The organism is Agromyces sp. CCNWLW213 (assembly GCF_037199545.1).
Lineage (GTDB): Bacteria > Actinomycetota > Actinomycetes > Actinomycetales > Microbacteriaceae > Agromyces.
Genome location: NZ_JBBBDX010000005.1, coordinates 153,665 through 177,707 on the forward strand (window position 1 = coordinate 153,665; position 24,043 = coordinate 177,707).

Consider the following 24,043-nt stretch of genomic DNA (forward strand, 5'->3'; position numbering starts at 1 on the left):
CCTAGGGCTTGACCCCCGGCGACTTGCGGCATACCGTATCTGTATACAGAATACAGTGCGCAGAACCACCTGTACAGACATCCGACCGAGAGGACCCGCGTGACCGACGCGACACCGCGCCGCATCCGCCTCGATGCCCTCGCCTTCGGCGGCGACTACAACCCCGACCAGTGGCCCGAAGCGGTCTGGCACGAGGACGTGCGCCTCATGCAGGAGGCGGGCGTGAATCTCGTGAGCCTGCCCGTGTTCTCGTGGCCGCAGCTCGAGACCGCGCCCGGCGTGTACGAGTGGGCGTGGCTCGACCGCGTCATCGACGTCCTGTGGGCGGGCGGCATCCGCATCGATCTCGCCACCGCGACCGCCACGCCGCCCGCATGGCTCGTGCGCGCCCACCCCGAGATGCTGCCGTGGGACGCCGACGGCCGACGCCTCGAGTTCGGTTCGCGCCAGGCCTACTGCCCGAGCTCGCCCGTCTGGCGTGAGCACGTCGCGCGGATGGCCCGCGCGATGGCCGAGCGCTACGGGCAGCACCCCGCGGTCGTGCTCTGGCACGTCTCCAACGAGTACGGCGACCACGTCGCCCGCTGCTGGTGCCCCGAGTCGGCCGCGCACTTCCGCCGGTGGCTCGAGGCCCGCTACGGGGACGTCGACGGGCTCAACGAGGCCTGGGGCGTGAACGTCTGGGGCCAGCGCTACACGGCATGGGCGCAGATCGAGCCGCCCCGTCGCGCGACCGGCCCGGTCAACCCGACCCAGCTGCTCGACTTCGAGCGCTTCAGCTCCGATGCGCTGCTCGAGCTCTTCCGCGTCGAGGTCGACGTGCTGCGCGAGGTCACGCCCGAGCTGCCGGTCACGACGAACTTCATGAGCCTCTTCCGCGACCTCGACTACTGGCGCTTCGCCGAGCACGAGGACCTCGTCACCGACGATGCCTACCCCGATCCGGCTGACCCGCACGCCCACGTCCCCGCGGCGTTGAACTACGGCCTGATGCGCTCGCTGAAGGACGGACAGCCGTGGCTGCTGCTCGAGCAGGCCGCGAGCGCAGTGAGCTGGCGCGACGTCAACGTGCCGAAGGCGCCCGGACGGATGCGCATCGACAGCCTGCAGGCCGTCGCCCACGGCTCCGACGGCGCCATGTTCTTCCAGTGGCGACAGGCTCGGTACGGGCAGGAGAAGTTCCACTCGGCGATGCTCGGGCACCGCGGCGAGTCGTCCCGCACCTTCCGGGAGACCGCGGCGCTCGGCCGTGAGCTCCAGCGGCTCGCGGCGGTCCGCGGCTCGCGGGTGCGCAGTCGCGTGGCGCTCGTCGTCGATTGGGACTCATGGTGGGCCACGAGCGCGACCGAATCGCTCCCGTCGCAGCGCCTGAGCTGGCTGCAGCAGGCCCGCGATTGGCACGCCGCCCTGCACGCGCTCGGCCACGCCGTCGACGCCGTGCGCGCGACCGGCCCGTTCGACGGATACGACCTCATCGTCGTGCCGAACCTCTATGTGACGGATGCCGCGCAGGCCGCAGCGCTCGAGGCGTACGCTGCCGCCGGCGGGACCGTCGTCGTCGGCCCGTTCTCCGGCGTCGTCGACCCGACTGAGAAGGTCCACGACGGAGGAGCGCCGGGACCGCTCCGCGCACTCCTCGGCATCGAGGTCGACGAGCCGTGGCCCGTGCCCGACGGCTCGGTCGAGCAGCTGGACCTCGACGGCGAGCGCCACGAGGCGCCGGTCTGGGCCGAGTGGATCGAGGCCGGCCTCGACGCATCCGTCGTCGCCCGCTTCGCCGACGGCGTGCTCGACGGACGACCCGCGATCACCCGCCGCCCGCACGGCGCGGGCACCGCCTGGTACTTCGGCGCGGTGCTCGACCCCGACGGCCTCGTCGCCGCCATGCGACGGGCCCTCGCCGACGCCGGACTGCCCGCGCGCGACCGCACCGACCCGCACCTCGAGGCCGTCACCCGCGCTGATGACCGCACCGACTACACGTTCGTGCTGAACCACGGCCCGAGTGAGCTCGTCGTCGACGTGCCCGAGGGCGCGACCGACCTGCTCGCCGACCGGGACGTCGCCGCGCGGCTCGTCCTCCCGCCGCTCGGCGCCGCCGTCCTCGCCTCGCCACGCGCGAGCGAGCCTCCCTTCATCACCCTGTCCGACCCCACCGAGTGAGGCACCACCCATGAATCGACCGTTCGTGCATCCGTACATCCCGAACACCGCGCCCGACGTGCGCGCCGAGATGCTCGCCGCCGTGGGCGCGGCATCCGTCGAGGACTTCTACGCCGACGTGCCCGACGGACTGCGTCTCGGCCGCGCCCTGGACTTGCCCGAGCCGCTCGTGGCCGAGCAGGACCTCGTGCGCCACGTCTCGGGGCTGCTCGGGAAGAACGTGCCGACGACCGAACGGCTGAGCTTCCTCGGACAGGGCACCTACCACCACCACGTGCCCGCCGTCGTCGACGAGGTCATCGGCCGCAGCGAGTTCCTCACCGCCTATGCGGGCGAGCCCTACGAGGACCACGGCCGCTTCCAGGCGCTCTGGCAGTACCAGTCGCTCATGGGCGAACTGCTCTCGATGGACGTCGTCAACGTGCCCACCTACGACGGGTTCCAGGCCACCGCGACCGGCCTGTCGATGGCCGGACGCATCACCGGCCGGCGCCGCGTGCTCGTCGCGAGCGACGTGCTGCCCGCGAAGCTCTCCAGGGTCCGTGACTACGTGCGGGTGCACCTCGACCTCGAGTTCGTCGACCCCGTCGACGGCACGGCGGATGTCGCCGCCATCGCCGAGCGGCTCGGCGACGATGTCGCCGCGGTCTGGGTCGAGACCCCGAGCCGCACCGGGGCTGTCGAGCACCGGCTGCAGGCGCTCGCCGACGCCGCGCACGCGGTCGGCGCGATCCTCGTCGTCGGGACCGACCCCGTCGGCTACGGGATCCTGACCCCGCCCGCCGAGCAGGGCGCCGACATCGTCTGCGGCGACATCCAGTCGCTCGGCCTGCATCAGTGGTACGGCGGCGCCCACGGCGGCTTCATCGCCGTGCACGACGACCCCCGCTTCGTCATGGAGATGCCCTCGCGCCTGTTCGGCCTCGCGACGACTGACGTGCCCGGCGAGATCGGCTTCGGCGACGTCGCCTACGACCGCACCTCGTTCGCCCTCCGCGAGGAGGGGAAGGAGTGGGTCGGCACCGCCGCCGCACTCTGGGGCATCGCCGCCGGCGTGCACCTCGCCCTGATGGGGCCGCAGGGCATGCGGGAGCTCGGCGAGGTGCTGCTCGCCCGCACCGCCTACGCGCAGCGCGCACTCGGCGCCATCCCCGGCATCCGCCTCACCGACCGTGCCGTGCACCTGCGCGAGTTCGCGATCGACGTCTCCGGCGCCGGCCTCACCGCCCCGGGCATCGTCGCGGCGCTGCGTGCCGACGGCATCGAGCCCGGCGTCGCCGCCGGCGAGCACGAGCTCGTCGTGTGCGTCACCGAGATGACCTCGCAGCGCGACATCGACCGGCTCGCCGCCGCGGTCACCGGTCTCGTGGCGGCATCCGCCGCGGAGGCCGCATCCACGCTCGACCCCATCGCAGACCACGAGGAGCACCGCGCATGAGCCTGCCCATCGCCCCGAAGCCCGCCCACCGCCGGTTCCACCAGGCGCGCTGGGACGAACCGCTCATCTTCGAGCTCTCCACCCCCGGGGAACGGGGTGTGCTCGTCACCCAGGTCGAGCCCGGCGTGCGCGACGCCGTCGGCGACCCGACCGCCGCCCTGCCCGAGGGGCTCGCCCGCACGACCCCGCCCGCCCTGCCGGAGATGGGCCAGATGCGGGTACTCAAGCACTACCTGCGCCTCTCGCAGGAGAACCTCGGCGCCGACCTCAACGTCGACGTCGGCCAGGGCACCTGCACGATGAAGTACGCGCCGAAGGTCAACGAGCAGTTGATCGCGACCCCGAAGCTCTCGGCGATGCATCCGCTGCAGGACCCCGCCGACGCGCAGGGTGCGCTCGAGATCATCTGGCGCACCGAGCGGATGCTCGCAGAGATCTCCGGAATGGACGAGGTCTCGCTGCACACCCAGGGCGGCTCCGCCGCCATCTGGGCGAACATCGCGATGATCCGCGCGTACCACGAGGCGAACGGCGAAGGCGCGCAGCGCCGCGAGGTCATCACGACCATGTTCAGCCACCCCTCGAACGCTGCCGCAGCGAAGGCGGCCGGATACGAGGTGATCACCCTCCACCCCGACCCGGACGGCTACCCCGACCTCGAGGCGCTCAGGCGGGCGCTCTCGCCGCGTACGGCCGCGATCATGGTCACCAATCCCGAGGACACGGGCATCTACAACCCGGCGATCAAGGAGTGGGTCGATGCGGCCCACGCCGTCGGCGCAGTCGCCTCGTACGACCAGGCCAACGCCAACGGCATCCTCGGCATCACCCGGGCGCGGGACGCGGGCTTCGACGTCTGCCACTTCAACGTGCACAAGACCTTCGGCACCCCGCACGGATCCGGCGGGCCCGGCACGGGCGCGAACGGCGTCAGCGCCGCGCTCGCGCCCTTCCTGCCCGGTCCGCGCGTCGTGCGCGAGGGCGACCGCTATGAGGTCCGCGAGGCTGGCCCGCTGTCGATCGGTTCCATCGGGCCGTTCCACGGTGTCGTACCCAACATCGTCCGCGCGTACGCGTGGATGATGGCCCTCGGGGCCGACGGGCTGCGCGCCGTCGCCGAGACGGCGGTGCTGAACAACAACTACCTGATGAAGCGGATCCTCGAGATCCCCGGCGCGTCAGCACCGTACGCGACCGGGCGCCGACGCATCGAGCAGGTGCGCTACTCATGGCAGGAGCTCTTCAAGGAGACCGGCATCACCTCGGAGGAGATCGGCATCCGCGCGAGCGACTTCGGCATGCACTACTGGACGAGCCACCACCCCTACGTCGTCCCGCAGCCGTTCACGCTCGAGCCCACCGAGTCGTACTCGAAGGCCGAGCTCGACGAGTACGCCGACGTGCTGGCCGAGGTCGCCCGCGAGGCGCGCGAGACCCCCGAGGTCGTGCGCACGGCGCCGCACCGGCAGACCGTGCACCACACGCACCACGACGACCTCGACGACCCCGAGCGGTGGGCCATCACCTGGCGGGCGTACCGACGCAAGTACCCGCACGCCGTCGGAGCATGACGTGATCGGGCTCATCGTGAACCCGGTCGCCGGCGTCGGCGGCCCTGCCGGGCTCGCCGGAAGCGACGGTGCCGACGTGCAGCGCCGAGCCGGCGAGCGGGGCGCGCGACCGCGGGCGGCCGAGCGCGCCGTCGCGGCGCTCGCCGTCGTGGCGTCCGCGCGACCCGATGAGCGGATCGTGACGGCGGCCGGCCCGATGGGAGCGGATGTGGTCCGTGCCGCTGGGCTCGAACCCATCGTCGTGTGGCATCCGCGGTCGCCGACGTCCCCGTCGGACACGACGGCGGCCGCTCGTGCGCTCGCCGACGTGGGCGTCGAGCTGCTGCTGTTCACGGGCGGCGACGGCACGGCTCGGGATGTCGCGGCCGGCCTGCCATCGTCGGCGGTCGCGCTCGGCATCCCCGCCGGCGTCAAGATGTACTCGCCGGTCTTCGCGGTCGGCCCGAGCGCCGCCGGAGCGCTCGCCGCCGCCTGGCTCGAGGAACGCGGGCTCCCGACCGTGGAGCGCGAGGTGCTCGACGTCGACGAGGCGCAACTGCGCCGGGCCCGCGTCGAGCCGCGGCTGTACGCGACCATCCGGGTGCCGTTCCGGCCCGGACGCACCCAGGCGCGCAAGGCCGCGACGCCGGCCGACGACCGGGCGGCGGTGCGCCTCGCCGCGCGCGGCGCGGTCGCCCGCATGCAGCCCGGCGTCAGGTACCTGCTCGGTCCGGGCGGCACGATGGCCGAGGTCGCGCGCGAGCTGGGCGTCGAGAAGACCCCGCTCGGCGTCGACGTCGTGCTCGACGGCCGGGTCGTCGTCGCGGGCGCCTCCGAGAAGGAACTGCTCGAGCAGGTCGCCGCCGGTCCCGCCCAGGCGATCGTCTCGATCATCGGGGGTCAGGGCTTCCTCCTCGGCCGCGGCAACCAGCAGCTCTCGGCGCGCGTGCTCGAGGCTATCGGCGACGACCCCGTGTTGGCGGTCGCGCCCGAACAGAAGCTCATCGAGCTCGAGGGGCGTCCGCTCCTCGTCGACACCGGCGACACGCGGATGGACGCCCGGCTCGCCGGGTTCGTGCGCGTCATCACCGGCCCGTCCACCACCAGCATCTACCCAGTCCACGCACCCGAGAACGAAGGAACAGCAGACCATGCGGCTTGAGCAGAAGAAGGCGATCATCACCGGAGGGGCGGGCGGCATCGGCCGCGCCACGGCCATGGCCCTCGCCGCCGAGGGCGCCGAGGTCGCGGTGGTCGACCTGAACGGCGAGGCCGCCGACGCGGTCGTCGCCGAGATCCGCGACGCGGGCTTCCGGGCGATCGGCATCCAGGCGGATGTCTCGAGCGAGGCCGACATCGAGCGGGTCGTCGCCACCACGGTGGCCGAGTTCGGCGGCGTGGACGTCGTCTTCAACAACGCGGGCATCATCCGCCGCACGACCGCGGTCGAGACGAGCGCCGAGGAATGGGACCGCGTGTTCGGCGTGAACGTGCGGTCGATCTTCCTCATGTGCAAGCACGTCGTGCCGATCATGGCCGCGGCCGGTGGTGGCTCGATCATCAACACCGGCTCCGGATGGGGTCTGAAGGGTGGCGGACGGGCCATCTCGTACTGCGCCTCCAAGGGCGCGGTCGTCAACATGACGCGTGCGCTCGCCATCGACCACGGCCCGCAGGGCATCCGCGTGAACTCCGTGAACCCCGGAGACGTGAACACCGGGATGCTTCGAGATGAGGCGCAGCAGCTCGGCGAGGACCCGGCCGCGTTCCTGGCCGAGGCGGCCGACCGGCCGCTGAGGCGGATGGGCGAGCCGCGGGAGATCGCCGCTGCGGTGGTCTGGCTCGCGAGCGACGAATCCAGCTACGTCACGGGCTCGGCCCTCGTGGTGGATGGAGGCGGAATCGCCTAGGAAGCCTCGGAGCCGCGGTGAACGCGACCGGCTCGTCGACGCGACCGGGGTCGAGCGGTTCGCCGACCGCAACCGTGAGGTGACGGCAGGGGATGCCACGCGGCATCCGGAGTTCGAGATCGCGCGCTGGGCGGCGACGAATCTGACCGCCGACGACCGGACGGCGGCGCCGCGGCATCCGCTGTCGCCGTCTTGCCGGTCAGGGCCGTCGCGCCGGGGCTCCCCGTCGAAGGACCGCTCGAGGAGCTCGTTCCCGACATTCGTGAGCTGATCGACCGCGCGGTGCGTCCCGCGTAGTCAGGGTCGGGCAGGGCGCGGTCGACCTGACTGACTCCGTGCGGGTGGTCAGCCCGAGGGAGTGGCGCCCTCCGCCGGCAGGCTGTGCCAGATCTCGAAGGTGAGCTCCGATGCCCGCTCGGCGTCGCCGCTGGCCAGGAGCTGGATGAGCCGTTCATGCCGTTCGATCGACGCCTGCCCGCCCGCTGCGAAGCGTTCGCGTTCCGCTCGACGCACGACGGGGCCGAACTGGTCGAGCACTGACTCGATGGCGCGGTTCCCGAGGATGGACACCGGGATCGCGTGCAGCTCGTCATCGGCGTCGAGCGCGGCGGCCGTGTCGCCCGCGCTGACGGCCCGGGCGAAGCGCTCGTTCGCTTCGCGCATCCGCGCCACCGCGGCATCGGACAGGTTGCCCGCCATCTCCCGTGCGACCAGGACGTGCATGGCGGCGACCACGTCGCGGGCGTCCCTGACGGCCTTCGGGTCGATGGCGCTGACCGTCGTCGATCGTCCGGGCACCGCGACCACGAGTCCACTCGCGCCGAGACGAAGGAGGGCTTCGCGAACCGGGGTCCGGCTGACGCCGAGCCACTCTGCGAGCTCGGCATCCTTCAGCTGCTCCCCAGGCAGGAACGTGCCGTCGACGATCGCGTCGCGGAGCCGACGGAACACGTCGTCGCGCAGCAGCGACCGGTCGACACCGGGGACGCTCCGAGGGATGGGCATGCAATATATTGCCCACACTCCAGCGCGAGGGCGCAAGTCGGCCCTTCCTCGCTCGCCCCTTCCATGCGACATGCAATATATTGCACATCGCCGGTGTTACACCACATGACCGCAACCCAACCGGCCGAACGGCCGCTACGGAAGGAAGAGACGTGAACACCGAACACGGCATCACCAACGTCGTCCTCGTGCATGGGGCGTTCGCGGATGGATCCGGATGGCGCCGCGTCTACGACCTGCTGACCGCGCGCGGCTACCGCGTGTCGATCGTGCAGAATCCGCTCACCTCGCTCGAGGCCGACGTGGCGGCCACCAACCGCGTGCTCGACCTTCAGGACGGGCCGGCGATCCTCGTCGGCCACTCGTGGGGCGGCACCGTCATCACCGAGGCGGGCGTCCACCCCAAGGTCGCCGGATTGGTGTACGTGTCCGCGCTCGCGCCCGACGCCGGCGAGACCACCTCGCAGCAGTACGAGGGGTTCGCGCCCACGCCCGAGTTCGTCATCGACGTCGGCGACGACGGGTACGGCTCCCTCAACCGCGACGCCTTCCACGCCGGATTCGCCGCAGACGTGAGCGACGCCGACGCCGCCTTCCTCGCCGACAGCCAGGTGCCCATCGACATGGCCGGGTTCGGAACCCCGGTGACCGCGGCCGCCTGGCGGGACAAGCCGAGCTGGGCCGTCATCGCGACCGAGGACAAGGCGTTCGACCAGGCCATGCTGCAGCACATGGCCACGCGCATCGGCGCCGACATCACCAACGTCCCGGGGAGCCACGCGGCGTTCATCACCCGGGCCGAGGTGGTCGCCGACGTCATCGTCACCGCAGCCGAGCGTTCGATGGAACTCGTGGGATCGGAGGACACCCGTGTCGCGCACTGACGAATTCGACGCGTACGACACTGCGACCGTGCCCCCGGTCGTCGCCCGGTACCTGAGCGCTCAAGGTGACGACGAGCGGAGGGAGGAGGTCGTCGAGGTCTTCACCGCGGACGCCCGCGTCACCGACGAGGGAATCGACCACGACGGCCGGGACGGCATCCGCGCCTGGCTCGACAAGTCCGGCAGCGCGTACGCCTCCACGACGGCGCTCATCGGTCAGCGTCAGGAGGGTCCCGACCACTGGACGGTCGTCGCGCACCTGGAGGGCGACTTCCCCGGAGGCGTCGTCGACCTGCGCCATCGGTTCAGCCTCGAACACGACAGGATCTCGAGGCTGATCATCGCACCCTGAGCCGATGGGGGCGGCGCCGCGGCGTCGCCCCGCCGGCCCACTACCAGACGGTGCCGCCGCCGACCGAGATGCCGCCCCACGTGAGCGCGATGAAGATCCCGGCGAAGACGACGGGCGCGATGCCCTTGCCGTTGCGCGCGAGCCCCTTGAGGAGGGCGATCACCGCGAGGATCGCGGCGATCACGGAGAGGCCGCCACCGAGGATGAGCCCGATGAACAGCGGGATGGGCATGAGCACGAGGCCGGCGAGCGCAACCCAGAAGGCGGCCCAGGCGGTCGGATTGGAGCGCTGGTCGACAGAGGAAGACATGCGTCCAGTATCGTGCCGGCGATCCCCCGACGGCGCCTCGAGCACGCGCTCTGCCGGCCGAGTGTGCTCAGCGCCACCCCAGCGCCGGCGCCACGTGCGTCAGGATCGACTCGAGCACGTGCGCGTTGTAGTCGACGCCCAGCTGGTTCGGCACGGTGAGCAGCAGCGTGTCGGCGGCGGCGATCGCCTCGTCTTCGCGCAGCTGCTCGATGAGCACGTCGGGTTCGGCGGCGTAGCTGCGGCCGAAGACGGCGCGGAAGTCGTCGATCACGCCGAACTGGTCCGACCGGTCGCCGCCGCCGACGAAGTACCTCCGGTCCATGTCGTTCACGATGGCGAAGATCGACCGGCTCACCGAGACCCGCGGTTCGCGCTCGTGCCCGGCCTCGGCCCAAGCGCCGCGGAACGCCTCGATCTGCTTGCGCTGCTGCACGTGGAACGGCTCGCCCGACTCGTCCTCCTTGAGCGTGGAACTCATCAGGTTCATGCCCTGCTCGGCCGCCCACACGGCGGTCGAGTCGGAGCCGGCGCCCCACCAGATGCGGTCGCGCAGCCCCGGCGACTGCGGCTGGATGCCGAGCGGGCCCGGGTGCGGGTTCGGGAACATCGGCCGCGGATTCGGCTCGGCGAACCGTGCCCCGTCGATGACCTTCAGGAACACCGTCGCGTTGTCCCGGGCGACGTCGGCCATGGTCGAGCCCTCGGGTGCCTCGTAGCCGAAGTAGCGGTAGCCCTCGATGACCTGCTCGGGTGACCCGCGCGAGATGCCCAGCTGCAGGCGGCCGCCCGCGATGAGGTCGGCGGCGCCGGCATCCTCGGCCATGTACATCGGGTTCTCGTAGCGCAGGTCGATCACCCCCGTGCCGAGCTCGATGCGACTCGTCTTCGCCCCAGCCGCCGCGAGGAGCGGGAACGGGCTCGCGAGCTGGTTCGCGTAGTGGTGCACGCGGAAGTACGCGCCGTCGGCACCGACCTCCTCGGCCGCGACGGCCAGGTCGATCGACTGCAGCAGCACGTCGGACGCCGATCGCGTCTGCGAGCCGGGCGAATTCGACCAGTGGCCGAACGAGAGGAAACCGATGCGCTTCATACAGGGCTTCAACGCCGGGCGCGGCGGCGCATTCCGTGAGCAGGGCGAGGGGACACGAACAGCCCGACCCAGCCATCGGCGACCGCCGCCCGCCGCCGAACGGCGAGCGGGGAGACGAGCGCGCTCGGTCCGCGACATCCGAAGTTCTGGATCGCCGGTCACTGCTGCATCCTCGGGTCCTCGGTGGGGTCGGCGTACGGCGTCGGGCAACCGTGCTCGACGGCCTCGAGGCGGAGCTCGTAGTGCCAGGGCTCGTTGTCGTAGATCTGGCACAGGCCGTAGGCGGCCCCGCGTTCGGACAGCCACCGCGTGGCATCGAATGGCCCGAGGTCGACCGCGTCGCCCGAAACGTGCGGCGAGGTCGCGGGGGTCGCGACCCAGCGGGCCGCCTCCTCGGCTGAGCCGTACTCGGCGATGGCCTCGCGCAGGAGCGCGTCCTGGTACTCCGGGGAGCGCCATCCGCTGTTGATCACGAACTCGACTCCGTCGACGGCCGCGTCGCTCGCCGCCAGGCGGAGCGCGGCGAGCAGCTCCGGGTCGAGGTTGTCGACTGCGGCGATCCCGAAGTCGAAGACCGACACCCCGTCGCCCAGGCGACCCGAGTCGTCGAGCTCGCCATGAGCCTCACCGGGCAGCGGCGGCGCCGCGCCATCCGTCACCGTCGAGGAAGGCGAGGCAAACGACGAAGAGGCGAGAGCGGCGAAGCCGGCCGTGCTCGCGATCGCCGCAACCGCAACCGCAACCGCAACCGCAACCGCAACCGCAACCACAGCCGGCAGACCGGCGACGGCACGCCGCCGCATCCGGTACGTCGTTGCGCTGACAGGTCGGTTCCGATGCATGCCCGCCAGTCAACGCGCGGGCGTGTTGCCAGGGCGTATGCGGGTTTCCATATGCCGGCGATATGCGGCGGTTCGTAGCATGAGCCCATGCGCGTGTTGATCGTCGAGGACGAGCCGTACATGGCGGATGCGATCCGCGACGGGCTCCGGCTCGAGGCGATCGCGGCCGACATCGCCGGCGACGGGCACGCCGCGCTCGAGCTGCTCGATGTCAATGCGTACGACATCGCGGTCCTCGACCGCGACATCCCCGGGCCGTCCGGTGACGAGATCGCCGAGCGCATCGTCGCGTCGGGCAGCGGGATGCCGATCCTCATGCTCACCGCCGCCGATCGCCTCGACGACAAGGCCTCGGGGTTCGAGCTCGGCGCCGACGACTACCTCACCAAGCCGTTCGAGTTGCGCGAGCTCGTGCTCAGGCTCAGGGCGCTCGACCGCCGGCGCGCGCACAGCCGCCCGCCGGTGCGCGAGATCGCCGGCCTGCGGCTGGACCCGTTCCGCCGCGAGGTGTACCGCGACGGCCGCTACGTCGCCCTCACCCGCAAGCAGTTCGCGGTCCTCGAGGTGCTCGTCGCCGCCGAGGGCGGGGTCATCAGTGCCGAGGAGCTGCTCGAGCGCGCCTGGGACGAGAACGCCGACCCGTTCACGAACGCCGTGCGCATCACGGTGTCGGCGCTGCGCAAGCGGCTCGGCGAGCCGTGGGTGATCGCGACCGTGCCCGGCGTGGGCTACCGCATCGACACCGGACCGGACGACGGGGCGGCGGGCGACGAGCATGGCTAGGGCTCCCGGCATGAGCGTCCGCCTCCGGCTCACGCTGAGCTACGCGGGTTTCCTCATGGTCGCGGGAGTGCTGCTGCTGGCCGTGGTGTGGCTGTTCCTCCTCCGATACGTGCCCACCCGCGCCATCCAGACCATCGACGGGTTCGTCCCCGGCCGCGACGACCTCATCCGGGCGTTCGCACCGCCGGCGGCGTGGGTGCTGTTCTTCCTGCTGCTGTTCGGCCTGCTGGGCGGATGGCTCCTGGCCGGCCGGATGCTCGCCCCATTGACGAAGATCACGGATGCCACGCGCCGGGCCGCGGACGGATCGCTCTCGTATCGCATCGAGCTGGAGGGCCGCGACGACGAGTTCCGTGAGCTCGCCGACAGCTTCGACTCGATGCTCGCCCTCCTCGAGGCGCAGGTCGCCGAGCAGCGGCGCTTCGCGGCCAACGCCTCGCACGAGCTCCGGACCCCGCTGGCGATCACGCAGACCCTGCTCGAGGTCGCCCGCAACGATCCCGACAGCGTCACGCCCGAGCTCGTCGAGCGCCTCCACGCCGTCAACGCCAGGGCGATCAGCCTCACCGAGGCGCTGCTCACCCTGAGCCGCGCCGACCGACGCTCCTTCACCCGCGAGGACGTCGATCTCTCGCTGCTGGCCGAGGAGGCCGCCGAAACCCTGCTGCCGCTCGCGGAACGGCGGGGCGTCGCCATCCGGGCCACCGGCGTTCCCGCCCCGACCGTCGGCTCGCGGGCGCTGCTGCTGCAGCTGACCACGAACCTCGTGCACAACGCGATCGTGCACAACCTCGCCGAGGGCGGTACGGTCTGGATCGTCACCGGCGTCCGCGACTCGCGGGCGGTGCTCAGCGTCGAGAACACCGGCCCCGAGCTGAGCGCGGGGCTGGTCGCGACGCTGACCGAGCCGTTCCGGCGCGGCACCGAACGCATCCACGCGGATGGCGCGGGCGTCGGCCTCGGCCTGGCGATCGCGAAGAGCATCGCAGAGGCGCACGACGGTCGGCTCGCGCTCGCGCCGCGGCCGAGCGGCGGGCTCACCGCGCGCGTGGAGTTGCCGGCGCGCAGGTGACGCGCGGCTGCCGGATCAGTTGATGATCTCGCCCCGCTCGGCATCGATCTTCGCGATCCGGTCGCGCCATTCCTGCAGCGCCTCGGAGGTCAGCCGCGTCCAGTCGGTGACCTCGCCGACGACACGGAGCGGCGATGCGCTCCGGTACGAGCGCGTCGGGTTGCCCGGGAACTTCTTGTCGGTCACGTTCGGGTCGTCCTCGAACGGTCCGGTCGGCTCGACGAGGTAGACCCGCGGTGGAGCGTCGCCGGAGGCGAGCTCCGCGGCGAGACCGGCGCCGTCGCGCGTCGCGGTGAAGTAGATATGATTCATCACGATCTCGGGCCGGTAGTTCGAGCGGAACCCGGGCGTGAGCAGGTCACCGGGCCGCACGTCGGCCTTCGTGCCGTGGTAGAACGGCCCGTCGTCCAGCGGTGGGGTCACGCCGACAGCCTAGGCAGCCCCGGTCACGTCCGACCCGCGGGTCACCACCTCCGCCGCGTCCGGAATCGAACCGATCGGACCGATCCTCGAGAGTCGGGTGCGCGCCCTGCGCGACGAGCAGGCTGGAGGTCGAAAGGGGGTCACCGTGATCGGAGCGTTGAACGGACTCGTCGAGTTCATCGAGGAGCACCTGACCGAGGAGATCGACCTCACCGGGCTGGCGAGCCAAGCCGGGACGACCGAATACCACCTGCGCCGGATGTTCTCGTCGCTCGCGGGAATGCCGCTGTCGGAGTACATCCGACGACGGCGGATGACGGTCGCGGCATCCGACGTGCTCGCGGGTCGCGACCTGCTGGGCGTCGCGGTGCGATTCGGGTACGGCTCCACCGAGGCCTTCGGCCGCGCGTTCCGCTCGGTGCACGGCGTCGCTCCCGGCGACGTGCGCCGAGACGGTGGACCCCTTCGCAGTCAACCGCAGCTCAGGTTCCGCCTGACGATCGAAGGGAACACCCCAATGGACACTCGCATCGCCGATCGACCCGCCTTCCGCCTCGTCGGTCACGCCGCGCGCGTGCCGCTCATCCACGACGGGCCCAACCCGCACATCCAGTCGCACATCGCCGCACTGCCGGCGGGGGAGCACGCCCGCCTGAAGGAGCTGGGCGACACCGAACCGACGGGGCTGCTGCAGGTGAGCGACGACGTCGATCCCGACTACGCCGAGGGCAGCGAACTGACCTACCTGCACGGTGTCGCCGTCGCCGACGGGACGTCCGTGCCTGAGGACCTCGACGTGATCGAGGTTCCCGCCGGCGCGTGGGCGGTGTTCCGCACCTCGGGCGCCTACCCCGCGGCACTCCAGGCGACGTGGGCGGCGACCGCCTCCGACTGGTTGCCGTCGAACCCGTGGCGCCTCCGGCCCGGCCCGTCGATGGTCGCCGTGCTGGAGCGCGCGGCCGACTTCAGCACCGCGACGACCGAGTTGTGGCTGCCGGTCGAGCGGGCCTGAGCGCACTCAGGCCGGCCGCGCGGCGTGGTACGCCTCGTAGGTCTGCGCGAGCGCCTCGGGGATCGGGGTCGCGGTGAGCCCGAGCGCGGCGATGTCGGCGGAGTCGACGATGAACGGCTCCTCGAACTCGTACGACATCTCGATGATCTCGCGGATGACCGGGTCGAACAGGCCCGCGAGGCGCAGCGCGATCTTCGGGAGCGCGCCGATCCGGGGTTCGGCTCCGGCGAGCCGGAAGTACTCCGCCGCCATGGCGCGGCTCGTCCAGGGCTCGGGGTCGTTCGGCAGGTGCCAGGCGCGGCCGGTCACCCCGTCACGCGTGCCGAGTTCTGCGAGGGCGTTGCCGATGTCGGGAATGAAGGTGTAGCTGTGCACCTGGTCGGGGTCGCCGAGCAGCATCGCCCGCCTGCCGGCCACGACGGCCGCGAGCACCCGGTCGCCGATCGGGGAGGCCTCGCCGCCGCCCGGCCCGTAGTAGTCGGAGGCCCGCCCGCTCACGGCCTCGACCCGGCCCTCCGCGTGTGCGGCCCACACCTCGTCCGCCATCCGCTTGCGCAGCCGGCCCTTCGTGGTGTGAGGCTGCTCCGGGCTCCGCTCGGTGAGGGGGCGACCGTTCGGCCGGCCGTACGAGTAGACGTTGTCCATGCTCACGAAGCGCGCGCCGACCGCTTCGGCGGCGCCGAGCACGCCGGCCTGCATCGCGGGGAACTCCGCGACCCACCGGTCGTACGTCGGGTTCAGCGCCTGGTAGACGGATGCCGCGCCGCGGGCCGCGCGCGTCGCCACCTCCCGGTCGGTCGCATCTCCCGCGACGACCTCGACCTCGCGGAGCGCGTCCGCCTCGGCGGTGCCGTCGAGCGCGCTGCGGCCCCGCCGGTTGACGAGCCGCACCTCGTGACCGCGGTCGAGCAGCGCGCGGGCGGTCGCCCGCCCCACCGGACCCGTGCCGAAGATCACGTGGATGTCGCCCATGCCGAGCTCCCTCGCTGGGCGTGCACATTCCGAGGCGTCGCCCGGTGCGAGCGTAACAAGGCCCCCGGCGAGACGGCGACCGGCCGAACCCGCTGCCGCGCGGAGCGGAGCGGGCACCCCACCGGCGCGCTCCTAGCTCGGCGCGAGCCGGAGCGCCTTCTCGGTGAAGTAGCGCACTTCGCCGTCGGCATCCTCGACTCCGAAGACGAACTTGCCGGATGGCGTGGCCCGGACGTCGACGATGGCGCCGCGTCCGTCCGGGGTGACGACGTCGGCTCCCGGCGTGAAGAGAGTGCTGCTCATGCCCGGGAGTCTGGGGCCTCGCGAGCCGGTCCGCCTCCCCCGTGAGGCGGATGGTTCCGCATCGAACCGGTCGCGCCGCTCGTCGGGATGAGGTTCGGACCGGCCGCGGTCCACTCGAGCAGCAGGTCGAGGAAGGTCTGCGGCTTCTCGAGCGACGGCAGGTGCGCGGCATCCGGCCAGTCGATTCGCCGTGCGCCGGGAATGCCGGCGACGACCCGCGACGCGGCATCCTGTGTGGTGTCGAGATCGTGCCCGCCCACGATCACCAGGGTGCGCACAGCAAGGTCGCCGAGTCGGTCGAGCGCGAGCGGGTCGAGCTCGGTCGCCGCGATCGCCCGCCACGACTCGGCGAGGTCGAACGCCCGGCGCTGCATCGTCCGCACCGCCGTGATGATGCCGGGGTCGACCTCGCTCGCGCTGCGCCGTGGGCCCACCACCCAGGCGTCGACGTTCGCCTCGACCGCTGCGTCGAGGTCGCCGCGGGAGAGGGCGTCGTTCTCGGCGTCGAAGAAGCGCCGGAGGTCGGGCGTCATCGTCGCGAGCAGGCTCCCGCCGGGCGGGCAGAGCAGCAGCGACTCCACGAGCTCGGGCGCGGTCAGCGCGACCTCGACCGCGACTCCGGAACCGAAGGACGCTCCCACGAGGTGGCAGCGCGCGATGCCCAGGTGCCGCAGGGTCTGGATCACGTCGTCGGCGTGCGACCACTCGCCCTGCGGCTCGGTCGCCGAGTCGCCGAACCCGCGCAGGTCGAGCCGCACGGCCGCGCGTGCCGCGGTGAGCTCCGGCCATTGCGCATCCCACATGCGGCGATCCGCGATCCCCGCATGCAGCAGCACGACGGGCGCCCCGGATGACGCGGCGCGATCGAACGCGATGCCGCCGGGAGTCACGCCGGTGACGGGAGTCACGGCTGCCGTCGGGTCGAAGGGGGGCACCGGGAGATCCTAATGGCGGCCGACCCTCGACGCGAGGGTGCCGTCGTCGGGTTCTGGCACGATGTCGCAACGAGAGGAGGGACGATGAGCGCACCGGACGTACGACCGGTCGGCGACCTACCGAACGAACTGGGCCGGACCGCGCCCCGCGCGCTGCAGGCGGCCGGCATCGATTCGCTGGCGCGGGTGAGCAGCTACTCGGAACAGGAGCTCCTGGCGATCCACGGCGTCGGGCCGAAGGCGATCCGGATCCTGGCCGAGGCTCTGGCCGAGAAGGGGCTGACGTTCCGACCGGGCGACTGAGACCTCCGGCGCCGTTCAGCGTTCCGGAGGGCGCTCGCGCGCCGCGCGCCGCGCGCCATCGACCTGCGACGTCCCGCCGTGACCCGGAGGTCAGGCCCGCCCCTTCAGGATCATGTGCCAGTACACCCAGGGGAGGATGCGCCGGTCGAAGAGCCACGACAGGCGACGTTCGCGCGACAGCGTGCGCCAGAACGGGACGGTCGGCTTCAGGCGGTACCGGTCGTCGAACTCGGCGAAGACGACCGTCGACCGCGAGACCGTGAACGGGCAGACGGTGTAGCCGTCGTAGCGGGCCCGAGGCTCGCGTCCGTCGAGCACCGCGATCAGGTTGGTCGCGAGCACCTTGGACTGCTTCCGCAGCGCGCCGCCCGACTTCGAGTTGCGCGTCGCCGCCGCGTCGCCCAGCGACCACACGTTCTCGAAGCGCCGATGGCGGAGCGTCTCGGGATCGACCTCGACGAACCCGTCCGGGTCGCCCTCCGCCGGAAGCGGGGTCGCCTTCAGCCAGTCGGGCGCGGACTGCGGCGGCACGACGTTCAGCACGTCGTACGGCACGCGCTCACCGCCCCCGCGACCGCCGACCGGACCGATCTCGACGGTTCGACGCTCGCCGTCGACCGAGCGCACCTCGGTGTCGCAGCGCAGCTCGATCCCGTACTCGTCGATCTTGCGCTCGAGCTCGCGATCGATCTCCGGGATGCCGAACACCGTCGGGTCGGGGACGACCATGACCACGCGGATGTCGCGGAGCACCCCGGTCGCGCGCCAGTAGTCGCACGCGAGGTACATGGGCTTCTGCGACGCGCCCGCGCACTTCGCGGTGCCCGGCGGCTGCGTGAACACCACCGTGCCGCTGCGCAGGTCGCGCAGGAGCCGGGACGCCTTCTGGACCAGCTCGTACTCGTAGTGCGACGCGACCGCGGGGGTCCGGCGTGCCTCGGCGAGACCCGGCACGGCCTCCCAGTCGAGCTGCACCCCGGGGCACACCACCACGTGGTCGTAGGTGAGGCTCCCGCCCGATTCGAACGCGATGCGGCGACCGACGGGATCGATGTCGACGACGGTCTCGCGGATCCAGCCCACGCCCTCCGGCATGACGGCGGCCTGGGGGCGCACCGCCTCGCGCATCCGCGCGACGCCGCCCGCGACGTGCGAGAAGAGCGGCTGGAACCGATGCTCCTCGTGCGGCTCGATCACCACCACGTCGTCGATCCCGCGGCGACGGAGCCGGCCCGCGACCGAGAGGCCGGCGTTGCCCCCTCCGATGACGGCGATGTGGTGGTGGGTCATGTCACCCCTCCCGGATCCAGGACCTGACGGATCACCGACACTAGGCGTCGACCGCGGGTGCGGCGACCCGTTGACCCGATCCGCAGCGCGTGCTCGGGGGCGGGCGGCCCGGCTCCGCCGGCTACTCGAGCAGCTTGCCCGCGACCGACACCTCGCGGTCCATGAGCGCGGCGATCTCCTCGGGGATCGGCGGGATCTCCTCGCGGGTCATGCCGGTCGAGGGGGACCAGACGAGGTTCACCTGCAGCGCGGCATCCGTGTCGGGGTAGTCGCTGCGGTTGTGGCATCCGCGGGTCTCGCGTCGTTCGAGCGCGGCCTCGAGGGTCGCGCGGGCGGCGAGGGCGGCGGACTTGAGGTCGAAGGCGTGGGCCAGGTCCTGGTAGCCGGCGAGGTCGGGGTGCACGCCGACGTCGCGCATGCGGTCCTCGATCGCGTCGAGCTCCGCGAGGCCGGTGCGCAGGCCGACCTCGTCGCGCACGACCCCGGCGTGCTCGGTCATGGTGTTCCGGATGGCGCGCTGCAGGGCGCGCACGTTCTCCGCGCCGTCCGCGGCGAGCAGGTCGTCGATCTCGGCGCGCGCCGCCTGCACCGCGGCCGACGAGCGGCGCTGCGCGGCGAGCCCGCGCGAGTACGCGGCCGCGGCCTGCCCGACGATGCGTCCGAACACGAGCAGCTCGATGAGCGAGTTGCCGCCGAGGCGGTTCGCGCCGTGCAGGCCCGAGGACGCCTCCCCGATGGCGTACAGGCCGGGGACGTCGGTGCCGTGGTCGTCGGGGCGCACCCACACGCCGCCCATCGAGTAGTGCGCCGTGGGCGCGATCTCGATCGGCTGCGTCGTGATGTCGAGCATCTGCAGCTCGAGCATCGTCTGGTAGACGCGGGGGAGGCGGGTCATGATCGTCTCGCGGGGCAGGTGCGAGACATCCAGCCAGACACCGCCATTGGGGGTGCCGCGGCCCTCCTTGATCTCGGTGTACGCCGCGAGGGCGACGCGGTCGCGCGTCGAGAGCTCCATGCGCTCGGGGTCGTACTTCGACATGAAGCGCTCGCCGAGTCCGTTGGTGAGGATGCCCCCCTCGCCGCGGGCCGCCTCGCTGATGAGCGTTCCGGCCGCGTTCTCGGGCTCGAGGATGCCCGACGGGTGGAACTGCACGAGCTCGGGGTCGCGCACCCGGCCGCCCGCCTCGACCGCGAGGCGCCACGAGTCGCCCGTGTTCTCGTCGCGGCGCGACGACGTGCGGCGCCAGATGCGGTTGTGGCCGCCGGCGGCGAGGATCACGGCGTCGGCGTGGATGAGGTAGCGCGTGCCGTCCTCGAGGTCGAAGCCGTAGGCGCCGAAGACCGCGCCGTCGTCGTTGACGAGGAGGCGGGTGACGTAGACCGTGTCGAGGATCGGAACGCCGAGCTGCGCGGCCCGGTTCACGAGCGTGCGCTGGATCTCGAGGCCGGTGTAGTCGCCCGCGAAGGCCGTGCGGCGATACCTGTGCGCGCCGAAGAAGCGCTGCGAGATGCGGCCGTCCTCCTCGCGGGCGAAGGGCATGCCGTAGCGCTCGAGGTCGTGGATGCCGCGGGCCGCGCCCTTCGTCACGATCTCGACGGTGTGCGGGTTCGCGAGGAGGTAGCTCTCCTTCAGCGTGTCGGCGGCGTGCTGCTGCCAGCTGTCGTCGGGGTCCATCGTGGCGAGCGCGGCGTTGATGCCGCCGGCGGCGAGCGCGGTGTGCGCGTCGGACTTCGCGCGCTTGCCCAGCGCCAGCACGTCGACGCCCGCCTCGGCGAGCTCGATGGCGGCGCGCAGGCCCGACCCGCCGGTGCCGATCACGAGGACGGTCGTGGAGATCTGGCGCTCTGCGGTACTCATGCGTTCCACGGTAGGTGCGTGGTAGCGATGCGTCCAATGCATCTTGTGCGTCACCGCCATGCGCTTAGGCTATGGACGTGAACCTCGAACAGCTCCGGTCCTTCGTCGAGGTGGCGCGCTTCGGCAACTTCACCCGCGCCGCCGAGGAGCTCTACCTGTCGCAGCCGTCGCTCAGCCGCCAGATCGCCGCGCTCGAGCAGAGCCTCGGCGCCGAGCTGTTCCACCGGGCCCGCGGCGGCTCGACGCTGACGGCGGCGGGGGAGTCGCTGCTGCCGCTCGCGCGGCGCATGCTCGCCGACGCCGAGTCGGTGCGCCGCGAGCTCGCCGAACTCGCGGGCCTCGAGCGCGGTCGCGTGCGGCTCGGTGCGACGCCCACTCTGTGCATCAGCCTCGTCGCCGAGGTGCTCAGCGCGTTCCACGACGAGCATCCGGCCATCGAACTGCACCTCTCCGAGCAGGGCTCGCGCCGGCTGCTCGACGAGCTCGCGAGCGGGGAGCTCGACCTCGCCCTCATCACCACCACGGATGCCACGGCGGCCGAACGGTTCACCGTGACGCCCCTGCTCGTCGAGGAGCTCGTCGTCGTGTCATCCGCCGCCGCGCCGCCGATCAGCGAGGGCAGTGCGATCCCGCTCCGGGTGGTGGCCGGCCTGCCCCAGGTCGTCTTCAGCTCGACCTACGACCTGCGGGGTGCGACGGATGCCGCGTTCCGGGCCGCCGACCTCACGCCCGAGGTCGTGCTCGAGGGCGCCGAGATGGACGCGGTGCTGCGCTTCGCGGAGCGCGGGCTCGGCGTCGCGATCGTGCCCGCGATGGTGCTCATCGATCGCCCCGGCCTACGGTCGGTGCGGCTCGAGGCGCCGACGCTCACCCGCACCATCAGCCTCGCGCGCCCGGCGGACCTGGCCATGACCGCCGCGGTCGACGTGATGCAGCGCACCATCGCCGAGACCGCGACCGCGTTCGCCGGGCGGGCGGGGGAGACGATGCGTCTCGCGGGCTCCGGCGGCTGACTTCGGACGGTCGGCTTGTACGGTGGACGAGTCCGGCCGTCGACGGCGACGCGAGCGAGGGGGCGCCATGGGCACGATCATCCACCAACCCGCTGCGCAGATGATGGCCGGGCACGCGATCGGGATCCTGCTGCTGAACACGGGGTATCCGATCATCCCGGGCAACGTGGCGAACGCGTCGTCGTACGCCTACCCGGTGCGGTTCAAGGTCGTCGAGGGAGCCGACAGCCCCCGGCTCATCGGCGGCGACCCGACGCTGCTCGACCCCATCCTCGCCGCCGCCCGCGAGCTGGTCGACGACGGCTGCCGGGCGATCGTGGGGGCGTGCGGGTACTTCGCCCGCTTCCAGCGCGAACTCGCCGAGGCGCTTCCCGTGCCCGTCTTCCTGTCCAGCCTGTGCCAGGTCCCGATGCTGCTCGGCGCGCTGCAGCCCCAGCAGGAGCTCGGCATCCTGTGCGCGAAGGCGAGCAGCCTCGACCAGGCGGTGCTGACCGCCGTGGGCATCGGCGAGGACGCGCCGATCGTCGTCGCCGGCATGGAGCACAGCCCCGGGTTCCGCGGCGCGATCCTCGAGGACCAGGGCTGGATGGACCTCGAGCAGGTGCGCGACGAGGTCGTCGGCGCCGCCGTGCGGCTGGTCCAGGACCACCCCGGGATCGGCGGCCTGCTGCTCGAGTGCAGCGACATGCCGCCGTACGCGAAGCCGGTCCAGGATGCCACCGGCCTGCCGGTCTGGGACTACCTCACCCTCATCGACTGGATCCATTCGAGCGTCGTCCGTCGCACGTACGACGGATTCATCTGACCCGCGTCAGGTCACCCGGTACGCGGTGTAGCGCACCGCGTCGGCATCCCGCACGCACGAGGCGACGAAGAGGGCGTGCTCGAGGTGCGCGAGCGGTTCGGAGGCGGTCTCGATCGTGACGGCGGTGCGGAAGTAGTACTGCTCGGGCGCGACGTCGCGGCCCTGCAGCAGCGACTCGAGGACCTCGGGCGGCCCCGTGCGGATGCCATGGACCTGCAGGTACAGCAGTGAACCGTCGGGCGTGCGCGCGGTGTACCGGCCGTCGACCTCGATCGCGCCGTCGTCGCGGACGACCTGCCAGTCGGCGCCGCCGGGGAGGATCTCGGCGTCCACTCGGCCGGTCACCCGCCCGCCGACGATCGGGATGACGCGCCGATGGCCGGCGCGAGTGCGGCCGTGGTCGGCGAGCGGACCGAGCCGCACGAGCACGTCGAACGCGGCCTCGAGCGCCGGGACGGCGGGTGCGTGCGTCATCGGGGCTCCAGCGCGACGGTGAGGGAGGACCGGGCGTTCAGGGCGTCGGGGTGGAAGCCCGCGGCGGCCTTGTAGTCCGCCGCGATCCGCTCGAGCTCGGACCGCGGGATGACGTCGTGGATGTCGTCGAACCCCTGCGGTGCGCGCTCGTGCGCGAGCAGCATGACCTGCTCGGGGCCGGTCCGCCGGGTGAGCTCGAGGAGCCGCTCGGTGGCGGTGCGGCGGATGCGGTCGTATTCCTCGAGCGCGACCTCCGGCGACGGCGCGGTGGCCAGCTGGAACGCCAGGGTGCGCGCGTCGAGGATCGCCTGCGACCCGCCGTTCGAGCCGTTCGGGTACATGGCGTGCGCCGCGTCCCCGAGGAGCGTCGTGCGCCCGAAGCTCCAGCGCGGCAGCGCGTCCCGGTCGACCATCGGGTACTCGAGGATCCCGTCGGCCGCGGCGATCGCGGCGGGGACGTCGAGCCAGTCGAAGCGCCAGTCCCGGAACAGCTCGACGATCGGAGCGGGGTCGACCGAACGGTTCCAGTCGACGTCGGGGCTTCCGGCGCCGCGGCGCTCGGCGATGAAGTTCACGCGCTGCCGACCGTCGGGTCGCGGCTCCTCGAGCGGGTACGCCACGAACTTCTGATCGCCGTCGCCGGCCATGACCATGGTGCGGCCATCGAGGAACGGGGCGATCGTCGCCGTGCCGCGCCAGAGGGTGAGGCCGCTCCACACCGGTTCGCCGTCGTCAGGGTGGCGCAGTGCCCGCAGCGCCGAGTGGATGCCGTCGGCGCCGATCACGACGTCGGCCTCGGCCTCGACGTGGCCGCGGGCGGTCGCGAACGTCGCCGTGGCCGTGCGCTCGCCGTCGGCGATGCCGACGAGCCGATGGCCGAGGTGCACGACGTCGCCGAGGCGCTCCGCGACGGCCTCGAGGAGCGTCAGCTGCAGCCGGCCGCGGTGCACCGAGAACTGGGGCCACCGGTAGCCGGCCACGAGCCCGCGCGGCTCGCTCCAGATCGACTGGCCGTGGCGGTTGTGGTAGCTCAGGGTCGACGGGGCGACCCCCAGGGCGGCGACTTGGTCGGCGAGCCCGAGCTCGGTGAGCTCGCGCACGGCGTGCGGCAGCAGGTTGATGCCGACCCCGAGCCCGCGGATCCGGTCGGCGCGCTCGAAGATGCGGATGTCGCGGAAGCCGGCGGCCTCGAGGCTGAGTGCGGTCGCGAGGCCGCCGATGCCCGCGCCGGCGATGACGATGCGCATGTGACAACT

Annotated in this window: 25 protein-coding genes; 13 read left to right on the forward strand and 12 right to left on the reverse strand. The window is 72.2% G+C overall.

The window, feature by feature from the left end:
• The first annotated feature begins 99 nt into the window (after window positions 1-99).
• From WBQ80_RS11720 to WBQ80_RS11740, 5 genes are read left to right on the forward strand one after another with little or no spacing between them, the layout of a single operon-like run.
• A complete protein-coding gene (locus tag WBQ80_RS11720; protein WP_336571801.1) occupies window positions 100-2,163 on the forward strand; it encodes a beta-galactosidase in 2,064 nt (687 codons plus the stop codon).
• A gap of 10 nt (window positions 2,164-2,173) precedes the next feature.
• A complete protein-coding gene (gene gcvPA / locus WBQ80_RS11725; protein WP_336571800.1) occupies window positions 2,174-3,601 on the forward strand; it encodes an aminomethyl-transferring glycine dehydrogenase subunit GcvPA in 1,428 nt (475 codons plus the stop codon).
• Window positions 3,598-5,172: an aminomethyl-transferring glycine dehydrogenase subunit GcvPB gene (gcvPB, locus tag WBQ80_RS11730; protein WP_336571799.1), complete on the forward strand. Its 1,575-nt coding sequence runs from the start codon at window positions 3,598-3,600 to the stop codon at window positions 5,170-5,172. The genes gcvPA and gcvPB overlap by 4 nt, the downstream gene beginning before the upstream one ends.
• Window position 5,173: 1 nt before the next feature.
• The gene (locus WBQ80_RS11735) at window positions 5,174-6,313 is read left to right on the forward strand and encodes an ATP-NAD kinase family protein (RefSeq protein WP_336571798.1); all 1,140 of its coding nucleotides are present in this window, start codon (window positions 5,174-5,176) and stop codon (window positions 6,311-6,313) included.
• Window positions 6,303-7,061, forward strand: a complete 759-nt coding sequence (locus tag WBQ80_RS11740) for an SDR family NAD(P)-dependent oxidoreductase (protein ID WP_336571797.1) — start codon at window positions 6,303-6,305, stop codon at window positions 7,059-7,061. Before WBQ80_RS11735 ends, WBQ80_RS11740 begins: the two co-directional genes overlap by 11 nt.
• A 345-nt stretch (window positions 7,062-7,406) precedes the next feature.
• On the opposite strand, the gene WBQ80_RS11745 is transcribed toward WBQ80_RS11740, so the two are convergent.
• Entirely contained in the window at window positions 7,407-8,066 is a 660-nt protein-coding gene (locus tag WBQ80_RS11745; protein ID WP_336571796.1) for a GntR family transcriptional regulator, read from the reverse strand.
• A gap of 152 nt (window positions 8,067-8,218) precedes the next feature.
• Here WBQ80_RS11745 and WBQ80_RS11750 point away from each other — a divergent pair, with 152 nt between their 5' ends.
• Both WBQ80_RS11750 and WBQ80_RS11755 read left to right on the forward strand, forming a co-directional pair.
• On the forward strand, window positions 8,219-8,950 hold the full coding sequence (locus tag WBQ80_RS11750; RefSeq protein WP_336571795.1) for an alpha/beta fold hydrolase: 732 nt from the start codon (window positions 8,219-8,221) through the stop codon (window positions 8,948-8,950).
• On the forward strand, window positions 8,937-9,302 hold the full coding sequence (locus WBQ80_RS11755; protein WP_336571794.1) for a nuclear transport factor 2 family protein: 366 nt from the start codon (window positions 8,937-8,939) through the stop codon (window positions 9,300-9,302). Before WBQ80_RS11750 ends, WBQ80_RS11755 begins: the two co-directional genes overlap by 14 nt.
• Window positions 9,303-9,342: 40 nt before the next feature.
• Here the strand turns inward: WBQ80_RS11755 and WBQ80_RS11760 are convergent, their stop codons facing one another.
• The 3 genes from WBQ80_RS11760 to WBQ80_RS11770 all read right to left on the reverse strand — a co-directional run bounded on the left by WBQ80_RS11760 (window position 9,343) and on the right by WBQ80_RS11770 (window position 11,361).
• Entirely contained in the window at window positions 9,343-9,612 is a 270-nt protein-coding gene (locus WBQ80_RS11760; protein ID WP_336571793.1) for a hypothetical protein, read from the reverse strand.
• A 67-nt stretch (window positions 9,613-9,679) separates the two neighbouring features.
• On the reverse strand, window positions 9,680-10,702 hold the full coding sequence (locus WBQ80_RS11765; RefSeq protein ID WP_336571792.1) for an LLM class flavin-dependent oxidoreductase: 1,023 nt from the start codon (window positions 10,700-10,702) through the stop codon (window positions 9,680-9,682).
• A gap of 158 nt (window positions 10,703-10,860) precedes the next feature.
• Window positions 10,861-11,361 (reverse strand): M15 family metallopeptidase, encoded by a 501-nt coding sequence (locus WBQ80_RS11770; RefSeq protein WP_336571791.1) that lies wholly within the window; start codon window positions 11,359-11,361, stop codon window positions 10,861-10,863.
• 270 nt (window positions 11,362-11,631) lie between these two features.
• Between WBQ80_RS11770 and WBQ80_RS11775 the strand changes: the two genes are divergently transcribed.
• Both WBQ80_RS11775 and WBQ80_RS11780 read left to right on the forward strand, forming a co-directional pair.
• Window positions 11,632-12,327: a response regulator transcription factor gene (locus WBQ80_RS11775; protein WP_336571790.1), complete on the forward strand. Its 696-nt coding sequence runs from the start codon at window positions 11,632-11,634 to the stop codon at window positions 12,325-12,327.
• 10 nt (window positions 12,328-12,337) lie between these two features.
• Window positions 12,338-13,399 carry a sensor histidine kinase gene (locus WBQ80_RS11780; protein WP_336571789.1) on the forward strand — a complete coding sequence of 354 codons (1,062 nt, stop codon included), beginning with the start codon at window positions 12,338-12,340 and terminating at the stop codon, window positions 13,397-13,399.
• Window positions 13,400-13,414: 15 nt separating this feature from the next.
• On the opposite strand, the gene arr is transcribed toward WBQ80_RS11780, so the two are convergent.
• Window positions 13,415-13,822 carry an NAD(+)--rifampin ADP-ribosyltransferase gene (gene arr, locus WBQ80_RS11785; RefSeq protein WP_336571788.1) on the reverse strand — a complete coding sequence of 136 codons (408 nt, stop codon included), beginning with the start codon at window positions 13,820-13,822 and terminating at the stop codon, window positions 13,415-13,417.
• 145 nt (window positions 13,823-13,967) lie between these two features.
• Here arr and WBQ80_RS11790 point away from each other — a divergent pair, with 145 nt between their 5' ends.
• Window positions 13,968-14,834 (forward strand): AraC family transcriptional regulator, encoded by an 867-nt coding sequence (locus WBQ80_RS11790; RefSeq protein WP_336571787.1) that lies wholly within the window; start codon window positions 13,968-13,970, stop codon window positions 14,832-14,834.
• A gap of 6 nt (window positions 14,835-14,840) precedes the next feature.
• On the opposite strand, the gene WBQ80_RS11795 is transcribed toward WBQ80_RS11790, so the two are convergent.
• The 3 genes from WBQ80_RS11795 to WBQ80_RS11805 all read right to left on the reverse strand — a co-directional run bounded on the left by WBQ80_RS11795 (window position 14,841) and on the right by WBQ80_RS11805 (window position 17,044).
• On the reverse strand, window positions 14,841-15,806 hold the full coding sequence (locus tag WBQ80_RS11795) for an NAD-dependent epimerase/dehydratase family protein (protein WP_336571786.1): 966 nt from the start codon (window positions 15,804-15,806) through the stop codon (window positions 14,841-14,843).
• A gap of 132 nt (window positions 15,807-15,938) precedes the next feature.
• Complete coding sequence (locus WBQ80_RS11800) at window positions 15,939-16,109, reverse strand: hypothetical protein (RefSeq protein ID WP_336571785.1); 171 nt, start codon at window positions 16,107-16,109, stop codon at window positions 15,939-15,941.
• Window positions 16,106-17,044, reverse strand: coding sequence for an alpha/beta fold hydrolase (locus WBQ80_RS11805; RefSeq protein ID WP_336571784.1), 939 nt, complete (start codon window positions 17,042-17,044; stop codon window positions 16,106-16,108). The genes WBQ80_RS11800 and WBQ80_RS11805 overlap by 4 nt, the downstream gene beginning before the upstream one ends.
• Before the next feature lie 84 nt (window positions 17,045-17,128).
• On the opposite strand from WBQ80_RS11805, the gene WBQ80_RS11810 reads away from it, so the two are divergent.
• On the forward strand, window positions 17,129-17,347 hold the full coding sequence (locus WBQ80_RS11810; protein ID WP_336571783.1) for a hypothetical protein: 219 nt from the start codon (window positions 17,129-17,131) through the stop codon (window positions 17,345-17,347).
• 90 nt (window positions 17,348-17,437) lie between these two features.
• Here WBQ80_RS11810 and WBQ80_RS11815 read toward each other — a convergent pair whose 3' ends face one another.
• Entirely contained in the window at window positions 17,438-18,637 is a 1,200-nt protein-coding gene (locus tag WBQ80_RS11815; RefSeq protein ID WP_336571782.1) for an NAD(P)/FAD-dependent oxidoreductase, read from the reverse strand.
• 121 nt (window positions 18,638-18,758) lie between these two features.
• The gene (locus WBQ80_RS11820) at window positions 18,759-20,495 is read right to left on the reverse strand and encodes an L-aspartate oxidase (protein WP_336571781.1); all 1,737 of its coding nucleotides are present in this window, start codon (window positions 20,493-20,495) and stop codon (window positions 18,759-18,761) included.
• A 71-nt stretch (window positions 20,496-20,566) separates the two neighbouring features.
• Between WBQ80_RS11820 and WBQ80_RS11825 the strand changes: the two genes are divergently transcribed.
• Together WBQ80_RS11825 and WBQ80_RS11830 are read left to right on the forward strand one after the other, a co-directional pair.
• Entirely contained in the window at window positions 20,567-21,508 is a 942-nt protein-coding gene (locus tag WBQ80_RS11825; RefSeq protein WP_336571780.1) for a LysR family transcriptional regulator, read from the forward strand.
• Window positions 21,509-21,575: 67 nt separating this feature from the next.
• Window positions 21,576-22,313, forward strand: coding sequence for an aspartate/glutamate racemase family protein (locus WBQ80_RS11830; protein ID WP_336571779.1), 738 nt, complete (start codon window positions 21,576-21,578; stop codon window positions 22,311-22,313).
• Window positions 22,314-22,319: 6 nt separating this feature from the next.
• Here WBQ80_RS11830 and WBQ80_RS11835 read toward each other — a convergent pair whose 3' ends face one another.
• The gene (locus tag WBQ80_RS11835) at window positions 22,320-22,787 is read right to left on the reverse strand and encodes a DUF3237 domain-containing protein (RefSeq protein WP_336571778.1); all 468 of its coding nucleotides are present in this window, start codon (window positions 22,785-22,787) and stop codon (window positions 22,320-22,322) included.
• Window positions 22,784-24,034, reverse strand: coding sequence for a flavin-dependent oxidoreductase (locus tag WBQ80_RS11840; protein WP_336571777.1), 1,251 nt, complete (start codon window positions 24,032-24,034; stop codon window positions 22,784-22,786). Before WBQ80_RS11840 ends, WBQ80_RS11835 begins: the two co-directional genes overlap by 4 nt.
• Window positions 24,035-24,043: the final 9 nt, after the last annotated feature.

Excerpts from the sequence above, each read along its gene's own strand:
- WBQ80_RS11760 (WP_336571793.1), bottom strand. The coding sequence starts at position 9,612 with ATGTCTTCCTCTGTCGACCAGCGCTCCAATCCGACCGCCTGGGCCGCC.
- WBQ80_RS11820 (WP_336571781.1), bottom strand. The coding sequence starts at position 20,495 with ATGAGTACCGCAGAGCGCCAGATCTCCACGACCGTCCTCGTGATCGGC.
- WBQ80_RS11795 (WP_336571786.1), bottom strand. The coding sequence starts at position 15,806 with ATGGGCGACATCCACGTGATCTTCGGCACGGGTCCGGTGGGGCGGGCG.
- gcvPA (WP_336571800.1), top strand. The coding sequence starts at position 2,174 with ATGAATCGACCGTTCGTGCATCCGTACATCCCGAACACCGCGCCCGAC.
- WBQ80_RS11775 (WP_336571790.1), top strand. The coding sequence starts at position 11,632 with ATGCGCGTGTTGATCGTCGAGGACGAGCCGTACATGGCGGATGCGATC.
- WBQ80_RS11765 (WP_336571792.1), bottom strand. The coding sequence starts at position 10,702 with ATGAAGCGCATCGGTTTCCTCTCGTTCGGCCACTGGTCGAATTCGCCC.
- WBQ80_RS11830 (WP_336571779.1), top strand. The coding sequence starts at position 21,576 with ATGGGCACGATCATCCACCAACCCGCTGCGCAGATGATGGCCGGGCAC.
- WBQ80_RS11815 (WP_336571782.1), bottom strand. The coding sequence starts at position 18,637 with ATGACCCACCACCACATCGCCGTCATCGGAGGGGGCAACGCCGGCCTC.
- WBQ80_RS11810 (WP_336571783.1), top strand. The coding sequence starts at position 17,129 with ATGAGCGCACCGGACGTACGACCGGTCGGCGACCTACCGAACGAACTG.
- WBQ80_RS11745 (WP_336571796.1), bottom strand. The coding sequence starts at position 8,066 with ATGCCCATCCCTCGGAGCGTCCCCGGTGTCGACCGGTCGCTGCTGCGC.
- WBQ80_RS11825 (WP_336571780.1), top strand. The coding sequence starts at position 20,567 with ATGGACGTGAACCTCGAACAGCTCCGGTCCTTCGTCGAGGTGGCGCGC.
- WBQ80_RS11740 (WP_336571797.1), top strand. The coding sequence starts at position 6,303 with ATGCGGCTTGAGCAGAAGAAGGCGATCATCACCGGAGGGGCGGGCGGC.
- WBQ80_RS11780 (WP_336571789.1), top strand. The coding sequence starts at position 12,338 with ATGAGCGTCCGCCTCCGGCTCACGCTGAGCTACGCGGGTTTCCTCATG.
- WBQ80_RS11835 (WP_336571778.1), bottom strand. The coding sequence starts at position 22,787 with ATGACGCACGCACCCGCCGTCCCGGCGCTCGAGGCCGCGTTCGACGTG.
- WBQ80_RS11840 (WP_336571777.1), bottom strand. The coding sequence starts at position 24,034 with ATGCGCATCGTCATCGCCGGCGCGGGCATCGGCGGCCTCGCGACCGCA.
- gcvPB (WP_336571799.1), top strand. The coding sequence starts at position 3,598 with ATGAGCCTGCCCATCGCCCCGAAGCCCGCCCACCGCCGGTTCCACCAG.
- WBQ80_RS11800 (WP_336571785.1), bottom strand. The coding sequence starts at position 16,109 with ATGAGCAGCACTCTCTTCACGCCGGGAGCCGACGTCGTCACCCCGGAC.